Raw genomic sequence first — 24,743 nt, 5'->3', positions numbered from 1 at the left:
TTTTCCTAAAATTCTAATTTCTTTTTTCTTAATTCGAAATTTTGTCCTAAATAAACTCTACGTACCATTTCGTCTTCTACTAATTCTTCAGGTTTTCCGGCTTTAAGAATTCCACCTTCAAACATTAAATAAGTTTTATCAGTAATGGCTAAAGTTTCCTGAACGTTGTGGTCTGTAATAAGGATTCCGATGTTTTTGTTTTTTAGCTGAGCCACAATTCTTTGGATGTCCTCAACAGCTACCGGGTCAACTCCTGCAAAAGGTTCGTCAAGCAAAATAAATTTCGGATCAGTAGCTAAACAACGTGCAATTTCAGTTCTACGACGTTCTCCTCCTGAAAGCAAATCTCCTCGGTTGGTTCGAATGTGTTCCAAACTAAATTCGGCAATCAAACTTTCCATTTTTGCAATTTGAGCTTCTTTCGAAAGTTTGGTCAATTGCAAAACACTCAAAATGTTATCTTCAATACTCAATTTTCTAAATACCGAAGCTTCCTGAGCCAAATAACCGATACCTTGTTGTGCTCTTTTGTACATTGGGAAATGAGTAATGTCAGTATCGTCAAGATAAATAGTTCCTGAATTTGGTTTTACTAATCCAACGATCATGTAGAAAGAAGTTGTTTTTCCGGCTCCGTTTGGACCTAATAAACCAACAATTTCTCCTTGATTTACTTCTACCGAAATGCCTTTTACAACACTTCTTCCTTTGTAGGTTTTAATTAAATTATCGGCTCTTAAAATCATCAGGTGTTCAGTTATTTGAATATTTGTTGATTGGATTATTAAACAAATTAACGAATTACCAAATAAACAAATAGTGAGATTAACAATTAATTATTCTTTTTCGATTTTCTTTGTTGTTTCTTTTTCTGCTGCTACTTCTTTTTTAGCTACAAAAACAGCAATAAAAATACTGGCTTCATAAATTAATAACATCGGAATGGCAACAATAGTCTGGCTCACAACATCTGGTGGAGTTACAATTGCAGCTACGATTAATACAATTACAATGGCGTATTTACGGTAAGTTCTTAAAAAGTTAGCTGTTACAAGTCCAAGTTTTGTTAAGAAATAAATGATTATCGGTAATTCGAAAAATAATCCACTGGCAAGTACAGAAGTTTTTACCATTCCGATATAAGAATCTAAGGTGAATTGGTTAAGAACCATGTCACTAACTGTAAAAGTTGCCACGAAGTTAACTGACATGGGTACAACTACAAAGTAGCCAAAAATAACTCCTAAAAAGAATAATAGCGAAGAGAAAAAGATGAAAACTTTAGCATTCTTTTTTTCGTTTGTATAAAGCGCAGGGCTAATAAATTTCCAAACTTCCCATAAAATATAAGGGAAACTCAGAATAAAACCAAAGAGTAAACATATCCAGATAAATACATTTACCTGTCCTTCCATTTCGGTATTTTGGATAATAAAAGGCATTTCGGTAATACAGATACTATCGGCAAAACCAAGGCTGTGTGATAATTCGCAGAAATAAACGTAGGTAAAAAAAGTTGGCCGGGTAGGACCAAAAATTACTACGTCAAATAAATAATCACTAATAAAATAAGTTAATATTGCTGTTATAACAACTGCTATGCTGCTTCGAACTAATAACCATCTTAAATCTTCAAGATGATCTAGAAACGACATTTCGTTTATGTTTTTTTTTGCCATTATAGGATTCCTTCTTTTAATATATCATGTAGGTGTAGAACACCTTTGTATTCGTTGTTGTCAATGACTATAAGTTGTGTAATAGAATGATTTTCTAATATTTGTAATGCATCAATTGCCATCATTTCAGATTGCACTGATTTTGGATTTTTAGTCATGATATCTTTGGCAGACAAATCAGTAAAAGTATCTCTGTCGTTTAACATTCTACGTATATCTCCATCGGTAATAATTCCAACCACTTCATTGTTTTCTATTACGGCTGTTACACCCAGTCTTTTTTCAGATATTTCGAAAATAACTTTTTTAATTGGAGTGTCAGGACTTACTGTTGGTTTTTGGCTGTGCTCAATCATATCTTTTACTCGCAGTAAAAGTTTTTTGCCTAAAGCGCCTCCGGGATGGTATTTAGCAAAATCTTCGGCTTTAAAATCACGCATTTCCATTAAACAAATAGCAAGTGCATCGCCCATTACTAACTGCGCAGTAGTGCTGTTTGTAGGAGCTAGATTGATTGGGCAGGCTTCGGCATCTACTGTGGTATTTAAAACACAATCAGAACCCTGAGCTAAGAACGAACTGCTGTTTCCGCTGATTCCAATTAATGGATTTCCATCTCTTTTTAATAAAGGAACAAGCGCTTTAATTTCAGGGCTGTTTCCACTTTTTGAAATACAAATGATTACATCGTCTTTTTGAATCATTCCTAAATCGCCATGAATAGCCTCGGCAGCATGAAGAAACATAGACGGTGTCCCAGTAGAATTGAAAGTAGCAACCATTTTTTGTCCAATAATTGCGCTTTTTCCAATTCCGGTAACTACTAATCGGCCTTTGGATTGAAAGATAATTTCTACGGCTTTTGAAAAGTTGTCATCCAGATAATCAATTAATTTTACAATTGCCTCACTTTCAGATAATATGGTTTTCTTGGCAATTGCCAATATATTTTCTTTGGATACCAAAACAGATAGGTTTAAAATTTGTGTGTATAAAAGAAATGTGTATCTTTATGTAATGCAAATTTATACAAAATACCAGATAATAAAGAATGAATTCAAACGAAATTGATATCCATAAAGAATTAAAGAAATATTTTGGCTTTAGTCAATTTAAGGGATTACAAGAGCAGGTGATTACAAGCTTAATGAATAAGCAAAATACATTTGTGATAATGCCTACAGGTGGAGGGAAATCATTGTGTTATCAACTACCTGCTTTAATTCAGGAAGGAACTGCAGTAGTAGTTTCGCCATTAATTGCTTTAATGAAAAATCAGGTTGATGCTATAAGGAGTTTGTCTTCAGAAAATGGTATTGCCCATGTTTTAAATTCTTCACTAACCAAAACAGAAACGGCTCAGGTAAAAAAAGACATTACTTCAGGATTAACGAAGTTATTGTATGTTGCTCCCGAATCGTTAACGAAAGAAGAGAATATCAATTTCTTAAAAAGTGTTACTATTTCATTTGTTGCTATCGATGAAGCGCATTGTATCTCTGAATGGGGACATGATTTTAGACCGGAATATAGAAATCTAAAAAACATTATAAAACAGCTGGGTAATGTTCCTGTTATAGGACTTACTGCTACAGCAACGCCAAAAGTACAGGAAGACATTCTTAAAAATTTAGAAATGTCGAATGCTGTAACTTTTAAAGCTTCGTTCAACAGACCTAATTTGTATTACGAAGTACGTACAAAAACTAAAAACGTAGAATCAGATATTATTCGATTTATTAAGCAACATAAAGGAAAATCAGGTGTAATTTACTGTTTAAGCCGAAAAAAGGTGGAGGCTGTTGCCGAAGTTTTACAGGTAAACGGAATCAGCGCTGTTCCTTATCACGCAGGTTTAGATGCTAAAACCCGAGCCAAACATCAGGATATGTTCCTGATGGAAGATGTAGAAGTGGTTGTTGCGACGATTGCTTTTGGTATGGGAATAGACAAACCGGATGTTCGTTTTGTAATTCATCATGATATTCCTAAATCGTTAGAAAGTTATTATCAGGAAACAGGTCGTGCTGGTCGTGATGGAGGCGAAGGACATTGTTTAGCTTATTACTCCTATAAAGATGTAGAGAAATTAGAAAAATTCATGTCGGGCAAACCGGTGGCTGAACAGGAAATTGGTTTTGCTTTGTTGCAGGAAGTGGTGGCTTATGCAGAAACTTCGATGTCCAGACGTAAATTTTTACTGCATTATTTTGGTGAAGAATTCGATAGCGAAACTGGGGAAGGAGCTGATATGGATGATAATGTTCGAAATCCAAAAACCAAAGTCGAAGCCAAAGATGAGGTTGTCAAATTACTGGAAGTAGTTCGTGATACCAAACATTTATATAAGTCCAAAGAAATCGTTTTTACTTTAATAGGTCGTGTCAATGCGGTAATAAAAGCGCATAGAACTGATTCGCAATCTTTCTTTGGTTGTGGAGTAGCCCATGACGAAAAATACTGGATGGCATTGTTAAGACAAGTTTTGGTAGAAGGTTTTTTGTCAAAAGATATTGAGACTTACGGAATTGTAAAAATTACTCAAAAAGGATTAGATTTTATTGCTAATCCAACTTCGTTTATGATGTCTGAAGATCATGAATATAGTGATGCCGATGATGAGGCAATTGTAACTGCTGCAAAATCATCTGTTACTGCTGATGAAGCTTTGATGGAAATGCTACGTGATTTACGTAAAAAAGTAGCTAAAAAATTAGGTGTTCCTCCGTTTGTGGTTTTTCAGGAGCCTTCTCTTGAAGATATGGCGTTGAAATATCCAATTTCGCAAGCAGAATTGATTAATATTCATGGAGTAGGTGAAGGAAAAGCTAAGAAATATGGAGCTGAATTTATCGCATTAATCAATAGGTATGTTGAGGATAATGATATTATCAGACCAGATGATTTGGTGGTGAAATCTACCGGAACAAATTCGGCTAATAAATTGTATATCATTCAAAACATTGATAGAAAGTTATCTCTTGAGGATATTGCTAAGGCAAAAGGATTAACAATGGACGCTTTGATAAAAGAGATGGAGCAAATTGTTTATTCAGGTACTAAGCTGAATATCAAATATTGGATTGACGATATGCTTGACGAAGATCAACAGGAAGAAATTCATGATTATTTTATGGAATCAAAAACCGATAAAATAGAAGAAGCTTTAAAAGAATTTGAAGGCGATTATGATATCGATGAATTGCGCTTGATGCGTATTAAATTTATTAGCGAAGTAGCAAACTAAAGTTAAATCTCAATATTTTAAATTCCAAATTCCATATTATTTTACGTAATTGGAATTTGGAATTTTTTTATTGAAATTTACTCAGTATAAAGTACGCCACGATGTGGTTTCAAAGCATCTCTTACCTGAATCATGTGTTCGTCAGTTACTACCATAAAAGCGATAGCCTGCATTTCGCCCTGAATTTCAAATCCGGTGATGTTTAATGGTAATTTTTCAATAGCGATATATTCTTTTAGGTGAATTTCGTGATGCTCGGCTGTTTTTGCCGAAGCCGGACCACGAAAATCCCAAATCAATTTTATTTTTCTAGACATTTTTATAGGTACAAAGTTTCTAATAAAAACAAAGGTACAAAGTCTTTCTTAATGGGGCTAAGTTTCTGAGAAACTAAGGTGCAGAGTTTTTTTCTGTAAAGAAACACTGCGGTGTGTTTTTACGGCAAGCTTTGTGATGGAAATCTGTTTAGATCTGTCTTAATCTGCGTGCAAATTTTTTAGTAAAGATAAAATCTCATTTCAAAATAGTACTTTTGCATGTTCTTTTCATAGAAAGAAAAGCTAATAGAATAAAAACGAAAAAATGCCAAAAGAACTTTTACTTCAGGTAACGCCCGAAATTGCAGCTAATGAATTATTGCTTAAAGATTATTTGTCTAAACAGATAAAAGTTGCTTCAGCAGAAATTCAGCATGTTTCAATTTTAAAACGTTCGATTGATGCGCGTCAAAAAGCGATAAAAATCAATTTGAAAGTACTTATTTATCTAAAAGGAGAAGTTTTTCAGGAAAATATATTGCAGCTTCCGGATTATCCTAATGTAACAAATGCTCAGGAAGTGATTGTTGTTGGGGCCGGTCCAGCCGGGCTTTTTGCAGCTTTGCAATTGATAGAATTAGGTTTGAAACCAATACTTATTGAGCGAGGAAAAGATGTTCGTGGTCGTCGTCGTGATTTAAAAGCAATTAACCGAGATCATATTGTTGATGAAGATTCGAATTATTGTTTTGGTGAAGGCGGAGCAGGAACTTATTCGGATGGGAAATTATATACACGCTCTAAAAAAAGAGGTGATGTTAACCGAATTTTAGAATTATTAGTAGCTTATGGTGCAACTCTTGATATTCTGGTTGATGCACATCCGCATATTGGTACAAATAAATTACCTAAAATTATCGAAGACATTCGTGAAAAAATAAAAGAATGTGGTGGTCAGGTTTTGTTTGAAACCAGAGTGATTGATATTTTGATAAAAAATAATGAAGTCGAAGGAATTGTGACTCAAAACGGAGATAGAATTCTCGCTAATAAATTAATTTTAGCAACAGGGCATTCTGCCAGAGATATTTTCGAATTATTAGACAGAAAAAAAATATTAATAGAGGCTAAACCATTTGCTTTAGGTGTTCGTGCCGAGCATCCACAGTCTTTAATTGATAGTATTCAATACAGTTGCGATTATCGTGGCGAATTGTTGCCACCCGCGCCTTACAGTATTGTGAAGCAGGTAGCAGGAAGAGGAATGTATTCTTTTTGTATGTGTCCTGGAGGTGTTATTGCACCTTGTGCTACGAGTCCTGGCGAAGTGGTTACTAATGGCTGGTCGCCTTCTAAAAGAGATCAGGTTACGGCCAATTCAGGGATTGTAGTCGAATTGAAATTAGAAGATTTTAAACCTTTTGCTAAGTTTGGAGCTTTGGCAGGAATGGAATTTCAAAAAAGTATTGAACAAAAAGCATGGCATTTGGCAGGGAAAACTCAAAAAGTTCCGGCTCAAAAAATGATTGATTTTACGCAGTCTAAAGTTTCTAAAGAAATTCCCAAAACTTCTTATGTTCCAGGAACGACTTCGATAGAATTAGGACAGGTTTTTCCTGGTTTTTTAACCCAGATTTTACGTCAGGGATTTACTGAGTTTGGAAAATCGATGCGAGGTTATTTAACAAATGAAGCGATACTTCATGCTCCAGAATCCAGAACATCATCGCCAGTGCGAATTCCGAGAGATGGAATCACATTAGAACATTTGCAAATAAAAGGTTTATATCCTTGTGGGGAAGGAGCAGGATATGCAGGTGGAATTATTTCGGCAGCAATTGATGGTGAAAAATGTGCTTTAATGGTTGGTGAAGCCTTAAATAAAAAGCCCCGAATTATAACTTAATTCGAGGCTTGGGAATTATTTTTTCTTTTTCAAACGGTCTTTAAAAACCTTTTCAAATTTTTCCAGTTTGGGTTGGATTACTAATCTGCAATAAGGTTTGTTTTTGTTGTATTCGTAATAATCCTGATGCTCATCTTCCGCTTCGTAAAAGCGGGTAAAAGGTTCGACTTTGGTAACAATTGGACTATTGTAAACCTTATTTGCATTCAAAGTGTTAATGATATCTTGAGCGGTTTTTCTTTGTTGTTCGTTTCTGTAAAAAATAACCGAACGATATTGTGTGCCAACATCAGCTCCCTGACGATTCAACGTTGTGGGATCATGAACGGTAAAAAATACTTTTAGAACTTCATCTAAGTTGGTAATATTTTTGTCGAAAGTAATTTGAACAACTTCAGCATGCCCTGTTTTTCCTGTGCAAACGGCTTCATAAGTTGGATTAGCGACTTTTCCTCCGGAAAAACCTGAAACTACAGTTTTTACTCCTGTAAGATTTTCGTAAATAGCTTCAATACACCAGTAACAACCGCCTCCAAGAGTTATGGTTTCCAGATTAGAATTGCTTTTCTTGGAATTATTTTGCCCTACAGCGCTTAATGAAAGCGAGAGTAAAAGGGTTAATAAAAATGATTTTTTCATAATTTTATTTTTGAGTACTAGTATTGTTGTCAGGAACAAAGTCAAGAGCAATAGAATTCATGCAGTATCTTTTCCCTGTAGGCGGTGGTCCATCATCAAAAAGATGTCCTAAATGACCGTCGCATCTTCCGCAAAGTGCTTCTATACGTTCCATATTGTAAGAGTGGTCATTTTTAAAAATAATGCTTTTTTTGTTTTCCTGTTCAAAAAAACTTGGCCAACCGCAACTACTGGAAAATTTGGCGGTAGAACGGAATAATAAATTGCCACAAGAAGCACAATAATAAGTTCCTTTTTGATCAGTATTCCAATATTTTCCGGTAAAAGCTCTTTCGGTTTCTGCTTTTCGCATGACTAAATAAACGTCTTTAGGGAGTACTTTTTTCCATTCGGCATCGCTTACATTTAGTTTTTTTGTGTCAGTATTAGAATAATACGGATTTTTAGGTTTGTCAATTTTGTTTTCTGGTGTTGTTTTTTCTATTTCTGAATATTTTGTTGTTTGTCCGCATGCGGTAAAAATAAAAAAAGGCAATAGAAAGAGCCAATTAAAAAGAGGGTTGATTTTCATTAGATAGTTTTTTAGGGTTTTAGGTAACTCAGTAATCTTTTGGTTAACACAAAGATAACGGGGGATTGTTATTTTTAAATTTGTCGGGTTTGTAATTTAACAGCTATTTATAGGTTGTTTAACTAATAATATTTACGAACGAAAATGTTTTTCGGTTTTACAAAAGTTTGTTTATTATCGTTTATACTCATATAGTTAATGTTTTTTCAGAAAATATTGGCAAATTTAAGTTTGCGGTTATAAAAAGAACAGTTGTTTCTTTATCTTTTTCGTATTTTTGTCTTGCTATAGAAAATTATGATAGAAGAAAAAGTAATACTGGTTAATGAACAAGATCAGCAGATAGGTTTAATGCCTAAATTAGAGGCTCATGAAAAAGCGGTATTACACCGTGCCTTTTCGGTTTTTATTTTGAATGATAAAAACCAATTGATGTTGCAGCAAAGAGCACATCATAAATACCATTCGCCATTGTTATGGACAAATACTTGCTGTAGTCATCAGCGCGAGGGAGAAACTAACCTTCAGGCGGGAAACAGAAGACTTGAGGAAGAAATGGGATTTCAAACTGTATTGAAAGAGTTGTTTCATTTTATATACAAAGCACCTTTTGATAATGGCTTGACAGAACATGAATTAGATCATGTAATGATTGGTTATTATAATGAAGAACCACTGATTAATCCTGAAGAAGTAGAATCATGGAAATGGATGGACATCGAAGCTGTGAAAGAAGATATTCAATTGAATCCGGATATTTATACAGTATGGTTTAAGATTATTTTTGATGAATTCTATCATTATCTGGAAGCACATAAACTTTAAACAAAAAGCTAATTTTTGAACTTAAAATTGCACTATGAGAGTAACAATAAGTAGAAAAGCACATTTTAATGCAGCGCATCGTTTGTATCGCAAGGATTGGACTTTTGAGCAAAATGATAAAGTTTTTGGTAAGTGCAATAATCCTAATTTTCACGGACATAATTATGAATTAATTGTTAGTGTTACCGGAGCAATTGATCCTGAGACGGGATATGTGATGGATGCTAAAATCTTAGCAGATATTATCAAAGAGGAAGTTGAAGATGCTTTTGATCATAAAAATTTGAATTTGGATGTTCCAGAATTTGAAAATCTAAATCCAACGGCTGAGAATATTGTGGTTGTAATTTGGAACAAAATAAGAAAACGTATCGATGCTCAGTTTGATTTAGAGGTTGTGCTCTATGAAACGCCTCGCAATTTTGTAACCTATAAAGGAGAATAATGGGGTTGAAAGTAGGAGATGTAATTCCAAAATTTTCTGCCAAAGATGCTAATGGAAATCTTTTTGAGAGCCAATCTATAATTGGTAAAAAAGCCGTTATTATTTATTTTTATCCCAAAGACAATACGTCACAATGTACAGCTCAGGCTTGTGGTTTTAGAGATAATTACACTGATTTTGTAAATCTCGGTGTTGAGATTATCGGAATTAGTTCAGATGATGTTCATTCGCATCAGGAATTTATTCGAAAATACAATTTACCATTTTTATTATTATCTGATTCTGATAAGGCTATTCGAAAACTCTTCGGAGTGCCTTCGGATTTCTTTGGTTTGCTTCCTGGAAGAGTGACTTATTTAGTTGATCAAAACGGAGTAATACAACTGGTCTTTAATAGTATGAGAGGAATGAAGCATGTTACAAAAATGATTGAAAAATTGACTAAATAATCTATAGAAATGAATAATTAGTACTTGTCTTAATACTTGTGCTGTAATTATTTTTGTTTCGAATAATATAAAGTAAAAAAAACAAAGAAATGATAAAGAATATATATCCTTTACAGTTTACGCCTATTTTGAAAGAAAGAATTTGGGGTGGTGAAAAATTAAAGACAGTTTTAGGGAAGTCGATTGAATCTTCTACAACAGGTGAAAGCTGGGAATTATCAACTGTAGAAGGCGATATTAGTGTAGTCGCTAACGGAGAGCTGAAAGGAAAATCATTGATGGAAATTATAGATGAATCTCCAAATGAAATTTTAGGAACTGCTGTTTATGATAAATTCGGGAAGCAATTTCCGTTACTTTTTAAATATTTAGATGCCCGCGAAGATTTGTCTATTCAGGTACATCCTAATGATGCTTTGGCTAAAGAACGTCACAATTCTTTTGGTAAAACCGAAATGTGGTACATCATGCAGGCGGATGATGATGCGCGAATTATTGTTGGTTTCAAGGAAAAATCGAATGCTGAAGAGTATGTCGAAAATTTGAAAAATAAAAGTTTGCTTTCGATTCTTGATGATGTAAAAGTAAAATCAGGTGATGTATTTTTTCTGGAAACAGGAACAGTTCATGCAATTGGTGCAGGTTTAGTAGTTGCTGAAATTCAGCAGACATCGGATATTACGTATCGAATTTATGATTTTGACAGAGTTGACGCTCAGGGGAACGGAAGAGAATTACATATTGATTTGGCATTAGATGCTATTAATTATGAAAAAGTAGATACATATAAAAAATATAGTAAAGAAGTTAATGAATCGAATGTTGTTGTAGATTGTCCTTATTTTACGACTAATTTTATTCCGTTAGATGGAAGTACTTCTGTTGAACAAACCGGAGAAAGTTTTACCGTTTATATGTGTGTAGAAGGAAGTTTTGAATTAGAATATAATGGTGAAAAGTATCATTATAAAAAAGGGGATACAGTGTTAATTCCTGCTGCAATTAAATCATTTGTTTTAAGCGGAAAAGCTTCAATTTTAGAAATTTACATTTCATAGTAGTTAATAGAAAGTTTATATGTACTTTTGCAAACGCAAATTAAAATTAAATAAAAATGGCAAACGTTAAGAATTTAAAGAAAGACATCAACTACGTTTTAGGAGATATTATTGAAGCAGTTTACTTATTTGAACTTTCAACTACAGGAAAACCTTCTGATGAAACGAATGCATTAATCGACGAAGCTATTGCTGCTTTTGATTCTTTAATCGTAAAAGTGAATGCTAAAAACGTTGAAAACAAAAAAGCACACTTCAAACAAATCAATGTTGAATTGGAACAAACTGCAAATCAATTGATTGGTAAAATAAACGAATTGTAGTCAAAAAAAAGCGAAAAAACTGCAAATTTCTTTTGGAAAATTAAAATTCAGATGTATCTTTGCACTCGTAATAATGACGCCGATGTAGCTCAGCTGGCTAGAGCAGCTGATTTGTAATCAGCAGGTCGTGGGTTCGAGTCCCTCTATCGGCTCTTAGAAAAACCACTTAAGGGATTAGGTGGTTTTTTATTGAAATTGACATTATTACAAGCCGATGTAGCTCAGCTGGCTAGAGCAGCTGATTTGTAATCAGCAGGTCGTGGGTTCGAGTCCCTCTATCGGCTCTTAAGTAAAACCATTTAAGAAATTAGATGGTTTTTTGCTTTTATGAAATATTGTAATCTAAAAAGCTTACGTAAAAAAAAATGCCGTCTAATAATTTTAGACGGCATTTTTTATGCGGTAAAAAAAGATTATATTTTTACAGGTTTCTCTGCTGTAAATATAAAATAGAAGCCAATTAAGATAAACGGAATACTTAGCCATTGACCAGTAGAAAGTAAACCTAATGCATTTTCAAATCCTCCCTGGCTTTCTTTTACTGATTCTACGACCATTCGCACTGAGAATAATAATACAAGGAAAAGTCCAAATAAGAAACCTGATTTCTTTCTGGCTTCGGTTTTCCAATACAGGAAAAACAAGATAGCAAAGACAAAAACATAACATACTGCTTCGTATAGCTGAGTAGGGTGTTTTACAGGAACCTGAGCTAATAAATTAGCAAATTTTGGATCAGTAGCTATCGCTGTGTATGCTTCTTTTGGATTTGGAATTTGTGTAGCATTCACGGCATCAGCTTTGCTGAAATAATCATGAATAAATTTTATACCAAAAGGAGAATTAGTAGTTTTTCCAACAATTTCCGAATTGAAAAAATTTCCTAATCTCACAAAAATAGCTCCACTTGCAACGGCAATAACTACACGGTCTAAAATCCAAAGTAAAGGTCTTTTAAGAACTTTTTTGCTGTAATAATACATGGCAATGATTATCGAAATTGCAGCACCGTGGCTGGCTAATCCCTGATAACCTGTGAATTCAAATTTCGGGCTAAGTCTAAATGGAAGGAATATTTCCAGTAAATGATTTCTAAAATACTCCCAGTCATAGAAAAATACATGTCCTAGTCTGGCGCCAATTAATGTAGCTAAAACGGTCCATACGAATAAAGAATCTAGTTTTTCTAAAGATTCGTTTTCGCGTTCGAAAATATTTTTCATAATGTACCACCCAAGACCAAAGGCAACTACAAACATTAGGCTGTAGTATCTAATTACAAAAAAACCTAAATCTATACCTTCGGATGGATCCCATACGATGTTTAAAGCTTGTGTCATATATAGTTATTTATGATTGTAAAAATAAATATTAAAAGTAAAACGAGTACTAATTAAAGGTTAATGTTTATGATTGCATTTTTTCTCAGGAACTGGGTCGTAGCCGCTTTTTCCCCAAGGATGACAACTCAGGATTCGTTTTAATCCTAAGTATCCGCCATAAAATAAACCGTGAATCCGTAATGCATCAATCATGTAGGCAGAGCATGTTGGAGTAAATCTGCAGCTTGCTGGTGTTAATGGTGAGATTACTAATTGGTAGAAACGCACCAGTACAATAAACGGAAATATGATTATCTTTGAAAACATTTTTATTTGTTTATAATGTAGTTTTTAAGCTCATAAAAATGTTTTCAATTGATTAGATGCTAAAACTAGTCCCTTCTTTACTGTCTTTAAGTTGGATTCCTAAAGCAAGTAATTGATCTCTGATATGGTCTGACATAGCAAAATCTTTATCGGCGCGGGCTTTGTTTCGCATACCAATTAACATGTTAATTGTACCTTCCAGTTTGTCATTACTGCTATCTGCTGCTTTTTGATTTTCCAAACCTAAAACATTGAAAACAAAAGAAGTCATTGTTGTAGAAAGTGTTTTGAGATCAACAGCGTTGATGGTTTCTTTGTTGTCTTTCAGTAGATTGATGAAACGAACTCCTTCGAATAATTGTGCGATTAAAATAGGCGTGTTAAAATCGTCATTCATTGCATCATAACAAAGTTGCTTCCAGCTAGCTATATCCAAACTGCTGCTTGAACTTGTTTTTATTTGACCTAACGAATCAATGGCTTCCATTAATCTTTTATATCCTTTTTCGGCAGCTACGATAGCTTCGTCTGAAAAGTCAAGAATACTTCTATAATGTGCCTGTAACATAAAAAAACGTGCTACTGAAGCCGGAAAAGCTTTGCTTAAAATGCTGTTTTTTCCAGTTAAAATTTCTCTTGGTAAGATATTGTTGCCTGTTGATTTTGCCATTTTTTTACCATTCAAGGTAAGCATATTGGCATGCATCCAGTAATTTACCGGAGTTTGTCCGGTGCAGGCTTCGTTTTGAGCAATTTCGCATTCGTGATGCGGGAATTTTAAATCCATTCCGCCGCCATGGATATCAAAATGATTACCAAGATATTTAGTGCTCATCGCTGTACATTCTAAGTGCCATCCAGGAAAACCATCGCTCCATGGTGAAGGCCAACGCATAATATGCTGTGGTTCGGCTTTTTTCCATAAAGCAAAATCCTGAGGATTTCTCTTGTCAGATTGTCCGTCAAGATCTCTGGTGTTGGCAAGCATATCTTCAATGTTGCGACCGCTTAATCTTCCGTAATGATTGGTTTTATTGAATTTTACAACGTCAAAATAAACTGATCCGTTGGCTTCGTAACCAATTCCGGAATCAATTATTTTTTTGATAATTTCGATTTGTTCAATAATATGACCTGTTGCAGTAGGCTCAATACTTGGAGGTAAAAAGTTGAATGCTTTCAGGATTTCATGAAAATCTACAGTATAACGCTGTACAACTTCCATTGGTTCTAATTGTTCTAAGCGGGCTTTTTTTGCAATTTTGTCCTCTCCCTCGTCAACATCATCTACAATATGTCCTACATCAGTAATGTTTCTAACATATCTGACTTTATATCCTAAATGAATAAAATATCTAAAGATTACATCAAAAGACATAAAAGTTCTTAGGTTTCCAAGGTGTACATTACTATAAACTGTTGGTCCGCAAACATACATTCCAATACTGCCTTCGTTTATAGGTGTAAAGGTTTCTTTTTCTCCAGAAAGTGAATTGTATATTTTTAGTGTTTGAGTATTGTAAATTGACATAAAAGAATATTGTTTAATCGTTTATTTGTTTAATCGTTTATCTGACTAACGATTAAGTGAATAAACTATTCAATTGTTTGTTGTTGTGAAAGATAGTATTTCTTTAAGCTGTTTATTTGATTACATATTTTTTCTAGATTTTCTCTGCAATGAAAATATTCTTCTTCTGTAATGTAATCAAGGTCTTTTGAAATTATTAAGTGATTTAATGTTTCTGTTGCAGATGAAAATGAAATCGTAAGAAAATGCGCTTTATCTTTATTTGTATTCCTCGAAGTTCCTTCAGCGATATTGGTTGCGATAGATGAAGCGCTTCTTTTTATTTGAGAAGTGATTCCGTATATCTCAGATGATGGAAATTTAGCAGTCAATTTATAAATTATTAATATTAATTCTCTTGAATTTTGCCAAACATCGAGTTTTTCAAATGAAAAAATGTACATATTTAATTCGATTTAACAATTAAACAGTTATCGATTAAACCTGAAAATTAGAATTTAGTTTCTAATTTAATGTAATCTAAAAACTCTCTTCTTACTTTGTCTTCTTTGAATTTTCCTCCAAATTCAGAAGTTACGGTACTACTTTCAATATCGCTGATTCCTCTAGAATTTACGCAAAGGTGTTTAGCATCAATAACACAAGCTACGTCTTCAGTTCCTAAGGCTTTTTGTAACTCTTGTACAATTTGCATAGTAAGACGTTCCTGAACCTGAGGTCTTTTAGAATAATACTCTACAATACGGTTCATTTTTGATAAACCAATTACAGTTCCGTTAGAAATGTAAGCCACGTGAGCTCTACCAATAATTGGTAATAAATGATGCTCGCAAGTAGAATAAACAATAATGTTTTTTTCAACTAGCATTTCGCCGTATTTGTAATTATTGTCAAAAGTAGAAGCTTTTGGTTTTTTTACAGGGTTTAATCCGCCAAAAATCTCCTTTACAAACATTTTTGCAACACGATTAGGCGTGCCTTTTAAACTATCGTCAGTTAAATCCATTCCTAAGGTTAGAAGGATATTTTCGACGTCTTTTTTTATTTTTTCAATTTTTTCATCATCCGAGATGGCAAAAGCATCGTCTCTTAGAGGGTTTTTTGCACTAGAACCAATATGATTGTCTCCTATTTCGTCGTGCAGGTCTTCGTTGTGTATCATTAAATACTACTATTATAGTGGGTGTATATTTTTAAGGCTGTAAAGATAATTAATATAAACTAAAGAATTTCTATAGCTTTTGATAAAAAAATAGTTCTTTTTCGCTGCTAATTTAGAGACTGTTTTAAATAACAAAGACAATAACTTTGAATGTTATTGCCTTTGTTATTTAGTGATAAAAAGAAAATTCAGTTTTTATCTTGCATTATAAGTTGCAATTGCATCTTTTAGAATAGAAACTGCCTTTGTTAAGTCTTCTTTATTAAGTACATAAGCAATACGTACTTGTTTTAATCCCATTCCAGGAGTCGAATAAAATCCTGCTGCGGGAGCTACCATAACTGTCTCGCCGTTTAAATTGTAACTCTCTAAAAGCCATTGTGCAAAAGTTTCTGTGTTGTCAACAGGAAGTTCAGCAATGCAATAAAAAGCAGCTTTAGGCAATGTTACTTTTACGCCTTCGATTTTATTTAATTCAGAAATCAGTGTGTTTCTTCTCTCTTTGTATTCTACAATTACTTCGTCAAAATAACTTTGAGGTGTATTAATAGCTGCTTCGCAGGCAATTTGTTCAATTGTAGGCGGACACAAACGCGCTTGTGCAAATTTCATCGCTGCAGCAATAACTTGTTTGTTTTTGGTAACCATACAGCCAATTCTAGCGCCGCACATACTGTAACGTTTAGAAACCGAATCAATCATGATTACATTTTGTTCTAAACCAATAAGATTCATCACTGAATAATGAATGTCTTTTTCGTCATATATGAATTCACGATACACTTCGTCAGCAATTAAAAACAAATCGTGTTTTTTTACCAATTCACCCAGTTGTTGAATTTCTGTTTCAGAATATAAATTTCCTGTTGGATTACTTGGGTTACAAATTAAAATTGCCTTAGTTTTTGGTGTAATTAATTTTTCGAAAGCTTCAATAGAAGGTAAGGTAAAACCACTTTCAAAACTTGAATTTACAGGAACAACCGTAGCACTTGATTCTTCAGAAAAAGCGTGATAATTTGCATAAAAAGGCTCAGGAATAATGACTTCATCTCCTGGATCCATAATACTTCCTAAGGCAAACAACAAGGCTTCAGATCCACCAGTAGTAATCATGATATCAGTATAATCAACCCTTACGTTTTGATTAGTGTAAAACTGGGCTAATTTTTTTCGATAACTTTCATAACCAGCCGAAGGACCATATTCGATAATATTCATATCGATATTCTTAATGGCTTGGATGGCTATTTCTGGACTTTTTATATCTGGTTGACCTATATTTAAGTGGTATACTTTTAGGCCTTTCTTGTTCGCTATCTCAGCAAATGGCGCCAATTTACGAATTGGCGATTCAGGCATCCTACGGCCTCTTATTGAAATCTCAGGCATCTTAATGAAAATTTGATGCAAATTTGCGATTTTTTTTTTGAACTAAGCTAGCGATATTTTACTATTTGATAATATATTACTTTAAAAGCAGGATTTTTATTAACTTTATGGAAACTCTCATTCATGAAAAAAATATTCCTAATTTTTTTTCTCTTTGGTTTTGCGATTTCGGTTTATTCGCAAGAGAAGTTTGAATTTGTAAAAACGAAAAGTTACCGAATTAAAGTCCCTGTTCAATTAATTAATAATCTGGTTTTTATTCCCGTTACGGTAAATGGAGTAGAACTCTTGTTTTTATTAGATACAGGAGTGAAAGAAACCATTTTATTTGGTTTTGATGATTCGAAAAAAATAATCCTGAATACATTACAAGAAATAAAATTTAAAGGTTTTGGAGGTAGCGAAGCGGTAAAAGGCTTTAAATCTTCAGGAAATATTTTGTCAATTGGCGAAATGCAGTCTAAGAATCATTTGCTGTATTTAATTATGGATTCATCATCCGATTTGTCGGGTTTTATAGGTGTTTCAGTAAATGGAATTATAGGTACGGCAGCTTTTAAAGATTATTTGGTCGAAATTGACTATGCTAAAAAAGTGGTTTATTTCAATAAATTGGATTCTAAATTCCATAAAAAAATAGAAAAAAAATATGCCAAAGTTCCTATTACCATCGAAAGAGGAAAACCTTATGTGGTTTCGAAAGTAAAAATAAAATCATCAGAAGTGCCTGTGAAATTACTGATTGATTCCGGAAATAGTGATGCTGTCTGGCTTTTTGATGAGCTTTCGGATAAAATTGAAGTACCTGAAAAATCATTTGATGATTATTTAGGGCAAAGTCTTAGTGGTGCTGTAGAAGGTAAAAGAGCCAGAATTGCCGAATTTTCAATAGCCAATTTTAAGTTTGATTTGCCTATTGTTGCTTTTCCTGATTCAGTTTCGGTGCAAAATATTAGTTCGCATTCGGGTCGTTTAGGGTCATTGGGAGGCGAGATATTAAAACGTTTTTCGGTTGCCTTTGATTATACAAATGGTCAGTTGTTTTTAAAGAAAAATAAATTGTATCCCGCTTCGTTTTTTTATAATAAAAGCGGAATTGAAGTATTGTATATCGGGATGCAAATGGTAAGGCAAATAGTTGCAATTCCTGATAATTCAATTGCTATTACGGCTGATGAACAAAAAATAGAATCTGAGAGTTCTAACCGTAAATCTAAAGTTGAGCTAAAACCAATTTACGAGATTGGTCATGTTAGACAAAGTTCTAATGCGGCAAAAAGTGGTTTGCAGGAAGGTGATATTCTGGTTGCGATTGATGGAAAATCAGTTGCTGACTATTCATTACAGGAAATTAATGCTCATTTATGGTCAGAAAATGAAATTTGGATAGAATTGAAAATTCTGAGAAAAGAACAGGAAATGACTTTTAAATTTCAATTGCAGAATATTCTTTAAAAAAAAATGCTTCTTAGAATATAAGAAGCATTTTTGTGTAGATTTTAAGAGCCAACTTCGCCTTTTATTTTTAAAGCAATTCGCCCTTCGTCATAATTAATAGCGTTTGATTCTACCGTAATTGTTTTTCTAATTGGCCCGGGAACCATATTGTATTTAATGTCTATTTTACTTGATTTTCCAGGTAATACTGTTTCGTTTTGTTTAGATAAAATAGTACAGCTTGTTGTAGATTGAATTGAATAGATTATTAACGGTGCATCACCAGTATTAGTGTATTCAAAAGAACGGATTCCGTTGTCATTTTGCTTGGTAATGGTGCCGTAATCAATAGTGTTGTTTTTAGCTTTGAATTCTATCTTAGCTCCCCTTTGAGCAAATCCAATACTGCTAAATAATAAAATTGTTATTAATGTAGTAAAGTTTTTCATGGTGATTGGTCTTGTTGGAAAGTAAATATACTTTGTTTTAATTAGTACACAAATTTTTATTTCTCTTTTTATAGTGTACTTAATTATTTACTTTTGTTCCCAATTATAAATTACAAAAATCGAACCAATTTTTTGGTTTATTTGTTTAACTGTATAATCGTTTAACTGAAAGATTTAAAAACGATTAACAGATAACAAATAACGATTAAACAAATTAACGATTAAACAAACCTAGTAAATGGCAATTCCCGCACAATTTGACGCTAAGACGATCGAAAACAAATGGTATGATTACTGGATGAAAAACAATTATTTTCACTCAGAACCAGATCATAGAACACCTTACACAATTGTAATTCCGCCGCCAAACGTCACTGGTGTTCTTCACATGGGACACATGTTGAATAATACCATTCAGGATGTTTTAATTCGTCGCGCTCGTCTTAAAGGATTCAACGCTTGCTGGGTTCCGGGAACGGATCATGCCTCTATTGCTACTGAGGCAAAAGTTGTGGCGAAATTAAAACAGGAGGGAATCAATAAAAACGATTTAACTCGCGAAGAATTCCTAAAACACGCTTGGGAATGGACCGATAAATACGGTGGCACCATCTTAGAGCAACTTAAAAAATTAGGTGCTTCCTGTGATTGGGAACGCACCAAATTCACAATGGATCCAGATATGTCTGCATCTGTAATCAAATCGTTTGTTGATTTATACAACAAAGGTTTAATCTACAGAGGGTACCGTATGGTAAACTGGGATCCAGAAGCAAAAACTACTCTTTCTGACGAAGAAGTAATTTACGAAGAACAACAAGGAAAATTATTTTTCTTAAAATATAAAATTGAAGGTTCAGAAGATTTTTTGACTATCGCTACAACACGTCCGGAAACTATTTTTGGAGATACTGCGATCTGTATAAACCCGAATGATGAGCGTTTTACACATTTAAAAGGTAAAAAAGCGATCGTTCCAATTTGCGGAAGAGTGATTCCAATTATTGAAGACGAATATGTAGATGTAGAATTCGGTACAGGATGTTTGAAAGTAACGCCTGCACACGATATGAACGATAAAACGTTGGGAGAAAAACACAATCTTGAAATCGTTGATATTTTTAATGAAGATGCTACGTTAAACAGCTTTGGATTGCATTATCAGGGAAAAGATCGTTTTGTGGTTCGTAAGGAAATTGAAAAAGAACTTCAGGAAATTGGAGCTTTAGCAAAAACAGAGATTCACTTAAATAAAGTAGGAACTTCTGAAAGAACAAAAGCCGTAATCGAACCAAGATTATCAGATCAATGGTTCCTGAAAATGGAAGAATTAGTAAAACCGGCAATTAAGTCAGTTTTAGAAACGGGAGATATTAAATTACATCCAAAACGTTTTGAGAACACTTATGCACACTGGTTAAACAATATTCGCGATTGGAATATTTCTCGTCAATTATGGTGGGGACAACAAATCCCGGCGTATTATTACGGAGACGGAAAAGAAGATTTCGTTGTTGCTGAAAACATCGAAGACGCATTAAAATTAGCACAAGAAAAAACTAACAATTCACAATTAACCATTAACAATTTAACTCAAGATGTTGATGCGTTAGATACATGGTTTTCTTCTTGGTTATGGCCAATGTCTGTTTTTGGTGGAATTATGGATCCGGAAAGTCCAGATTTTAAATACTATTATCCAACAAATGACTTGGTTACAGGTCCGGATATTTTATTTTTCTGGGTTGCCAGAATGATTATTGCGGGTTATGAATATGCTGGTGAAAAACCATTTACAAATGTATATTTAACTGGGTTAGTTCGTGATAAACAACGTCGTAAAATGTCTAAATCATTAGGGAATTCTCCTGATCCTTTAGATTTGATTGATAAATTCAGTGCCGATGGAGTTCGTGTAGGATTGCTTTTAAGTGCTTCTGCAGGAAATGACATCATGTTTGATGAAGAATTATGTAGTCAGGGAAAAGCTTTTTCGAATAAAATATGGAATGCTTTCAAATTGATTAAAGGATGGGAAGTTTTAGAAACTATTCCACAGCCAGAATCATCAAAAGTGGCAATCGAATGGTTCGAAGCGAAATTACAGCAGACTTTAGTTGATATTGAAGATAATTTTGAGAAATACAGAATTTCAGATTCGTTGATGGCAATCTATAAATTGGTTTGGGATGATTTCTGTTCTTGGTTTTTAGAAATGATCAAACCGGCTTATCAACAGCCAATTGACAGCGTAACTTTTGCGAAAGCGATCGAAATGTTAGAAAGCAACTTGAAATTGCTTCATCCGTTTATGCCTTTCTTAACGGAAGAAATTTGGCAATTAATTGCTGAAAGAACCCCGGAAGAAGCTTTAATCGTTTCAACCTGGCCAGAATTAAAACCGTTTGATGCAAAATTAATTGCTGATTTTGAAAACTCAATTGAAGTAATTTCTGGAATCAGAACGATCAGAAAAGACAAAAATATTCCGTTTAAAGATGCTATCGAATTGAAAGCCATTAATAGCGAGAATATTTCAACTTATTTTGATTCTATAGTAACGAAATTAGGAAACGTTTCTGCTTTCGAATATGTTTCTGAAAAAGTGGATGGCGCATTATCTTTCCGAGTAAAATCAAATGAATATTTCATTCCGATTACAGGAAATATCGATGTTGAAGCTGAGATTAAAAAACTGACAGAAGAATTAAATTACGTAAAAGGATTCTTGAAATCAGTAGAAGCAAAACTTTCAAACGAGAAATTTGTAAACGGAGCTCCGGAAAAAGTTTTAAATATCGAAAAACAAAAACAAGCTGATGCTTTAGCTAAAATTGCTACAATCGAGCAGAGTTTAGCTGGTTTGAAGTAATTTGAAATAATTTTTTATATTAGAGATCAAAAAAAGAATTAATTATTTTGGTCTCTTTTTTTTTGTCAAATAATTTTTGGCACAATTAATGAATACTAGATCTTATAACTTAACCATTTAAAAATTTATGTCATGAAAAAAATATTCGCACTTTTCGCTTTTGTTAGCTTTTTAGCTATTTCGGGTTGTTCTTCTGATGATGATTTTCGAGAAGATAGAGATACTATTAGTGAAGTTTTTCAATTAACTAATGTTAATTTCGCTTATAATGCCAACGATGGGTATAATATTTATCGAGATTTAGATCCTTTAATTTTTAATGAAGATGTTGTTTTGATTTATAGGAGAGTGGGTTCTATTACTGATACTGGTGCTCCAATATGGCAACAAATACCTAGAACTATTTACACAGATGATGGAGAAATCGATTATGATTTCGATTTTAGTGTTGAGCATTTTATAATTTATGCGCGAGCAACTTATAATTTAGCATTGACTCCAAGTTATTTGAATAATCAAACGTTTAGAATTGTTATTGTGCCTGGTTCTCCTGATGGATCAACATCAGCAAAACTAGCTAATAAAACTAAAGAAGATTACTCAGATTATAATGCTGTTATCAAAAAATATAATATTGATGATACTAATGTTATAGAGCTAAATTAATCTTTTAGAAATTGAAATGTAAAAAAAGGAAATCTCTCGATTTCCTTTTTTTGTTTTTATACTTTATTGTTTCGTTTTTCTTTTTGCAGGGAAGCAATTATTCCAGCCAGTAAAGAAACTGCAATGAATGCTAGTGAAGCCCATTCTGGCAGGTGAATGAATTTATGTAGCATCATTTTTAGTCCTACAAAGGTTAAAATAGCAATTAAACTATATTCTAGGTAACTGAATTTTTCCAGCATGTTCGCTAAAAAGAAATACATAGAACGCAGTCCGAGAATGGCAAAAATATTCGAACTAAATACTAAAAAAGGATCAGAAGTAATGGCTAAAATAGCGGGTACACTATCTAATGCAAAAATAACGTCCATTACTTCAATAAGAATTAAGGCTACAAATAAAGGCGTTGCTGTGCTAACATTATCGATTTTTACAAAAAAATGTTCGCCTTCTATTTTTGGAGTAATCGGAGTTAGTTTTCTCAAGTACTTATAGATAACCGAATTTTGAGGATCGTATTCATGATCTTCTTTGGTGAAAAACATTTTGATAGCAGTATAAATCAGGAAAGCACCGAATAGGTAAGTTGTCCAGGCAAATTTATTGATAATCAAAACACCAAAATAAATCATAAGTCCTCTAAAGATGATAGCACCAATGATTCCCCAAAACAATACGCGGTGCTGGTATTTTTTAGGAATTCTAAATGAAGAAAAGATAATTGCAATTACAAAAATATTATCGATGCTAAGCGAAAGTTCAATAAGATATCCTGTAATGTACTTCATTGAAGCAGCCATTGGTTTTAAGCTGTCAGGGTTTTCGACAAAGTTGTTTTGGTATAACCAATACACTACAGCTGAGAATAAGAAAGATAAAGAAACCCAGATTCCGGTCCATTTTCCGGCTTCTTTCGAACTGATTTCGTGTGGGGTTTTGTTGAAAATTCCTAAATCTAAAGCAAGGAATAATAAAATAGCGCTAATAAAGCAAATCCAGACTATCATGATATTTATTTTATGTTATTGCAAATATAGTTTATTGTGATGTATGATTGATTTAAGATTTTGATTTTAAAGCATAAAAAAATGCCTCCATTGCTGAAGGCATTTTTATTTTATAATTAAGAAATTACAATGCAGATTTAACTGTTTTGATAATTCTTGCAGCGATTTTGTATGGATCACCATTAGAAGCTGGTCTTCTGTCTTCTAACCATCCTTTCCATCCTTTTTGAACAGTCATTAAAGGAATACGGATAGAACATCCTCTGTCAGATACTCCGTAAGAGAAGTCGTTGATAGAAGCAGTTTCGTGTTTACCAGTTAAACGTTGCTCGTTGTAAGCTCCGTAAACAGCAATGTGCTCTTTAGTTACAGGACGGAAAGCCTCACAGATTCTTTCGTAAGTTTCTTGAGAACCACACGTTCTTAAAACTTCGTTAGAGAAGTTAGCGTGCATACCAGAACCATTCCAGTCAGTATCACCTAGTGGTTTTGGGTGGTATTCAATATAGTAACCATATTTCTCAGTCAAACGGTCTAATAAATATCTAGCAACCCAGATTTCATCACCTGCTTTTTTAGCTCCTTTAGCAAATAATTGGAATTCCCATTGTCCACAAGCAACCTCTTGGTTGATTCCTTCAAAGTTGATTCCAGCATCGATACATAAGTTAGCGTGCTCTTCAACTAAAGCTCTTCCGTGAGTGTTTTTTCCACCTACTGAACAGTAGTACATACCTTGTGGTGCAGGGTATCCACCTACTGGGAAACCTAATGGTAATAAAGTTTTAGTATCCATGATGAAGTATTCTTGTTCGAAACCAAACCAGAAATCATCATTGTCATCATCGATAGTAGCTCTACCGTTTGATGGGTGTGGAGTACCGTCAGCATACATAACTTCACACATTACTAAGTATCCGTTGATTCTTTCTGGATCTGGATAGATAGCAACTGGTACTAAAAGACAGTCAGAAGATCCTCCTTCAGCTTGTCTTGTAGACGAACCGTCAAATGACCAGTTTCCGATCTCTTCTAGAGTTCCTTTAAAGTTTTCATGCTCTTCAACTTTTGTTTTACTTCTAAGATTTTGAGTTGGTTCGTATCCATCTAACCAAAGGTACTCTAACTTTATTTTTGCCATAATAATATAAATTAATTTTCTTGATTTAAACTCTGGTG

At 33.6% G+C, this 24,743-nt stretch carries 25 protein-coding genes and 2 tRNA genes; 12 read left to right on the top strand and 15 right to left on the bottom strand.

Annotated elements, in window-relative coordinates; genetic code table 11:
- Positions 1-5: 5 nt before the first annotated feature.
- The 3 genes from lptB to FEM21_RS04580 all read right to left on the bottom strand — a co-directional run bounded on the left by lptB (position 6) and on the right by FEM21_RS04580 (position 2,644).
- A complete protein-coding gene (gene lptB, locus FEM21_RS04590; protein WP_035658358.1) occupies positions 6-746 on the bottom strand; it encodes an LPS export ABC transporter ATP-binding protein in 741 nt (246 codons plus the stop codon).
- Positions 747-836: 90 nt separating this feature from the next.
- A complete protein-coding gene (gene tatC / locus FEM21_RS04585) occupies positions 837-1,679 on the bottom strand; it encodes a twin-arginine translocase subunit TatC (protein ID WP_035658356.1) in 843 nt (280 codons plus the stop codon).
- Positions 1,679-2,644 (bottom strand): KpsF/GutQ family sugar-phosphate isomerase, encoded by a 966-nt coding sequence (locus FEM21_RS04580; protein ID WP_035658353.1) that lies wholly within the window; start codon positions 2,642-2,644, stop codon positions 1,679-1,681. Before FEM21_RS04580 ends, tatC begins: the two co-directional genes overlap by 1 nt.
- A gap of 86 nt (positions 2,645-2,730) precedes the next feature.
- Between FEM21_RS04580 and FEM21_RS04575 the strand changes: the two genes are divergently transcribed.
- Positions 2,731-4,926, top strand: coding sequence for an ATP-dependent DNA helicase RecQ (locus tag FEM21_RS04575; protein ID WP_035658351.1), 2,196 nt, complete (start codon positions 2,731-2,733; stop codon positions 4,924-4,926).
- Positions 4,927-5,003: 77 nt separating this feature from the next.
- On the opposite strand, the gene FEM21_RS04570 is transcribed toward FEM21_RS04575, so the two are convergent.
- Positions 5,004-5,243 carry a hypothetical protein gene (locus FEM21_RS04570; protein ID WP_035658349.1) on the bottom strand — a complete coding sequence of 80 codons (240 nt, stop codon included), beginning with the start codon at positions 5,241-5,243 and terminating at the stop codon, positions 5,004-5,006.
- A gap of 265 nt (positions 5,244-5,508) precedes the next feature.
- Here FEM21_RS04570 and FEM21_RS04565 point away from each other — a divergent pair, with 265 nt between their 5' ends.
- Positions 5,509-7,089, top strand: coding sequence for an NAD(P)/FAD-dependent oxidoreductase (locus FEM21_RS04565; RefSeq protein WP_035658347.1), 1,581 nt, complete (start codon positions 5,509-5,511; stop codon positions 7,087-7,089).
- Positions 7,090-7,104: 15 nt separating this feature from the next.
- Here FEM21_RS04565 and msrA read toward each other — a convergent pair whose 3' ends face one another.
- Both msrA and msrB read right to left on the bottom strand, forming a co-directional pair.
- Entirely contained in the window at positions 7,105-7,728 is a 624-nt protein-coding gene (gene msrA / locus FEM21_RS04560) for a peptide-methionine (S)-S-oxide reductase MsrA (protein WP_035658344.1), read from the bottom strand.
- 4 nt (positions 7,729-7,732) lie between these two features.
- Positions 7,733-8,299, bottom strand: a complete 567-nt coding sequence (gene msrB, locus FEM21_RS04555; protein ID WP_035658342.1) for a peptide-methionine (R)-S-oxide reductase MsrB — start codon at positions 8,297-8,299, stop codon at positions 7,733-7,735.
- A gap of 297 nt (positions 8,300-8,596) precedes the next feature.
- Between msrB and idi the strand changes: the two genes are divergently transcribed.
- From idi to FEM21_RS04520, 7 genes are all read left to right on the top strand, one after another.
- Positions 8,597-9,124 carry an isopentenyl-diphosphate Delta-isomerase gene (idi, locus tag FEM21_RS04550; RefSeq protein ID WP_035658339.1) on the top strand — a complete coding sequence of 176 codons (528 nt, stop codon included), beginning with the start codon at positions 8,597-8,599 and terminating at the stop codon, positions 9,122-9,124.
- 34 nt (positions 9,125-9,158) lie between these two features.
- On the top strand, positions 9,159-9,569 hold the full coding sequence (locus tag FEM21_RS04545) for a 6-pyruvoyl trahydropterin synthase family protein (RefSeq protein ID WP_035658337.1): 411 nt from the start codon (positions 9,159-9,161) through the stop codon (positions 9,567-9,569).
- Positions 9,569-10,018, top strand: coding sequence for a peroxiredoxin (locus FEM21_RS04540; RefSeq protein WP_035658336.1), 450 nt, complete (start codon positions 9,569-9,571; stop codon positions 10,016-10,018). The genes FEM21_RS04545 and FEM21_RS04540 overlap by 1 nt, the downstream gene beginning before the upstream one ends.
- Positions 10,019-10,107: 89 nt before the next feature.
- On the top strand, positions 10,108-11,076 hold the full coding sequence (locus FEM21_RS04535; protein WP_035658334.1) for a type I phosphomannose isomerase catalytic subunit: 969 nt from the start codon (positions 10,108-10,110) through the stop codon (positions 11,074-11,076).
- A gap of 56 nt (positions 11,077-11,132) precedes the next feature.
- Positions 11,133-11,399: a hypothetical protein gene (locus FEM21_RS04530; protein ID WP_035658331.1), complete on the top strand. Its 267-nt coding sequence runs from the start codon at positions 11,133-11,135 to the stop codon at positions 11,397-11,399.
- A gap of 78 nt (positions 11,400-11,477) precedes the next feature.
- Positions 11,478-11,551, top strand: a tRNA-Thr gene (locus FEM21_RS04525).
- A 58-nt stretch (positions 11,552-11,609) separates the two neighbouring features.
- Positions 11,610-11,683, top strand: a tRNA-Thr gene (locus tag FEM21_RS04520).
- A 129-nt stretch (positions 11,684-11,812) separates the two neighbouring features.
- Here the strand turns inward: FEM21_RS04520 and lgt are convergent.
- The 6 genes from lgt to FEM21_RS04495 all read right to left on the bottom strand — a co-directional run bounded on the left by lgt (position 11,813) and on the right by FEM21_RS04495 (position 17,133).
- Complete coding sequence (gene lgt / locus FEM21_RS04515) at positions 11,813-12,739, bottom strand: prolipoprotein diacylglyceryl transferase (protein WP_035658329.1); 927 nt, start codon at positions 12,737-12,739, stop codon at positions 11,813-11,815.
- Between the two features lie 60 nt (positions 12,740-12,799).
- Complete coding sequence (gene yidD / locus FEM21_RS16380) at positions 12,800-13,048, bottom strand: membrane protein insertion efficiency factor YidD (RefSeq protein ID WP_081824632.1); 249 nt, start codon at positions 13,046-13,048, stop codon at positions 12,800-12,802.
- Positions 13,049-13,100: 52 nt separating this feature from the next.
- The gene (gene cysS / locus FEM21_RS04510; RefSeq protein ID WP_035658327.1) at positions 13,101-14,579 is read right to left on the bottom strand and encodes a cysteine--tRNA ligase; all 1,479 of its coding nucleotides are present in this window, start codon (positions 14,577-14,579) and stop codon (positions 13,101-13,103) included.
- A 65-nt stretch (positions 14,580-14,644) separates the two neighbouring features.
- Positions 14,645-15,022, bottom strand: a complete 378-nt coding sequence (locus FEM21_RS04505; RefSeq protein WP_035658325.1) for a four helix bundle protein — start codon at positions 15,020-15,022, stop codon at positions 14,645-14,647.
- A 47-nt stretch (positions 15,023-15,069) separates the two neighbouring features.
- Positions 15,070-15,741: a GTP cyclohydrolase I FolE gene (gene folE / locus FEM21_RS04500; protein WP_035658323.1), complete on the bottom strand. Its 672-nt coding sequence runs from the start codon at positions 15,739-15,741 to the stop codon at positions 15,070-15,072.
- A 195-nt stretch (positions 15,742-15,936) separates the two neighbouring features.
- Positions 15,937-17,133, bottom strand: a complete 1,197-nt coding sequence (locus tag FEM21_RS04495; RefSeq protein WP_035658321.1) for a pyridoxal phosphate-dependent aminotransferase — start codon at positions 17,131-17,133, stop codon at positions 15,937-15,939.
- Positions 17,134-17,256: 123 nt separating this feature from the next.
- Between FEM21_RS04495 and FEM21_RS04490 the strand changes: the two genes are divergently transcribed.
- On the top strand, positions 17,257-18,588 hold the full coding sequence (locus tag FEM21_RS04490; RefSeq protein WP_035658318.1) for a pepsin/retropepsin-like aspartic protease family protein: 1,332 nt from the start codon (positions 17,257-17,259) through the stop codon (positions 18,586-18,588).
- Between the two features lie 44 nt (positions 18,589-18,632).
- Here FEM21_RS04490 and FEM21_RS04485 read toward each other — a convergent pair whose 3' ends face one another.
- A complete protein-coding gene (locus FEM21_RS04485; protein ID WP_035658315.1) occupies positions 18,633-19,019 on the bottom strand; it encodes a DUF1573 domain-containing protein in 387 nt (128 codons plus the stop codon).
- Positions 19,020-19,257: 238 nt separating this feature from the next.
- Here FEM21_RS04485 and FEM21_RS04480 point away from each other — a divergent pair, with 238 nt between their 5' ends.
- Together FEM21_RS04480 and FEM21_RS04475 are read left to right on the top strand one after the other, a co-directional pair.
- A complete protein-coding gene (locus tag FEM21_RS04480) occupies positions 19,258-21,891 on the top strand; it encodes a valine--tRNA ligase (RefSeq protein ID WP_035658312.1) in 2,634 nt (877 codons plus the stop codon).
- A 132-nt stretch (positions 21,892-22,023) separates the two neighbouring features.
- On the top strand, positions 22,024-22,557 hold the full coding sequence (locus FEM21_RS04475) for a hypothetical protein (protein WP_035658310.1): 534 nt from the start codon (positions 22,024-22,026) through the stop codon (positions 22,555-22,557).
- Positions 22,558-22,613: 56 nt separating this feature from the next.
- Here FEM21_RS04475 and FEM21_RS04470 read toward each other — a convergent pair whose 3' ends face one another.
- A complete protein-coding gene (locus FEM21_RS04470; protein WP_035658308.1) occupies positions 22,614-23,564 on the bottom strand; it encodes a TerC family protein in 951 nt (316 codons plus the stop codon).
- 124 nt (positions 23,565-23,688) lie between these two features.
- Entirely contained in the window at positions 23,689-24,705 is a 1,017-nt protein-coding gene (locus FEM21_RS04465; protein WP_035658306.1) for a glutamine synthetase beta-grasp domain-containing protein, read from the bottom strand.
- Positions 24,706-24,743: the final 38 nt, after the last annotated feature.

This window comes from Flavobacterium seoulense, from assembly GCF_000695795.1.
GTDB lineage: Bacteria > Bacteroidota > Bacteroidia > Flavobacteriales > Flavobacteriaceae > Flavobacterium > Flavobacterium seoulense.
The sequence above is the reverse complement of the archived record's forward strand: the minus strand, read 5'-3'. Positions and strand labels throughout refer to the sequence as shown.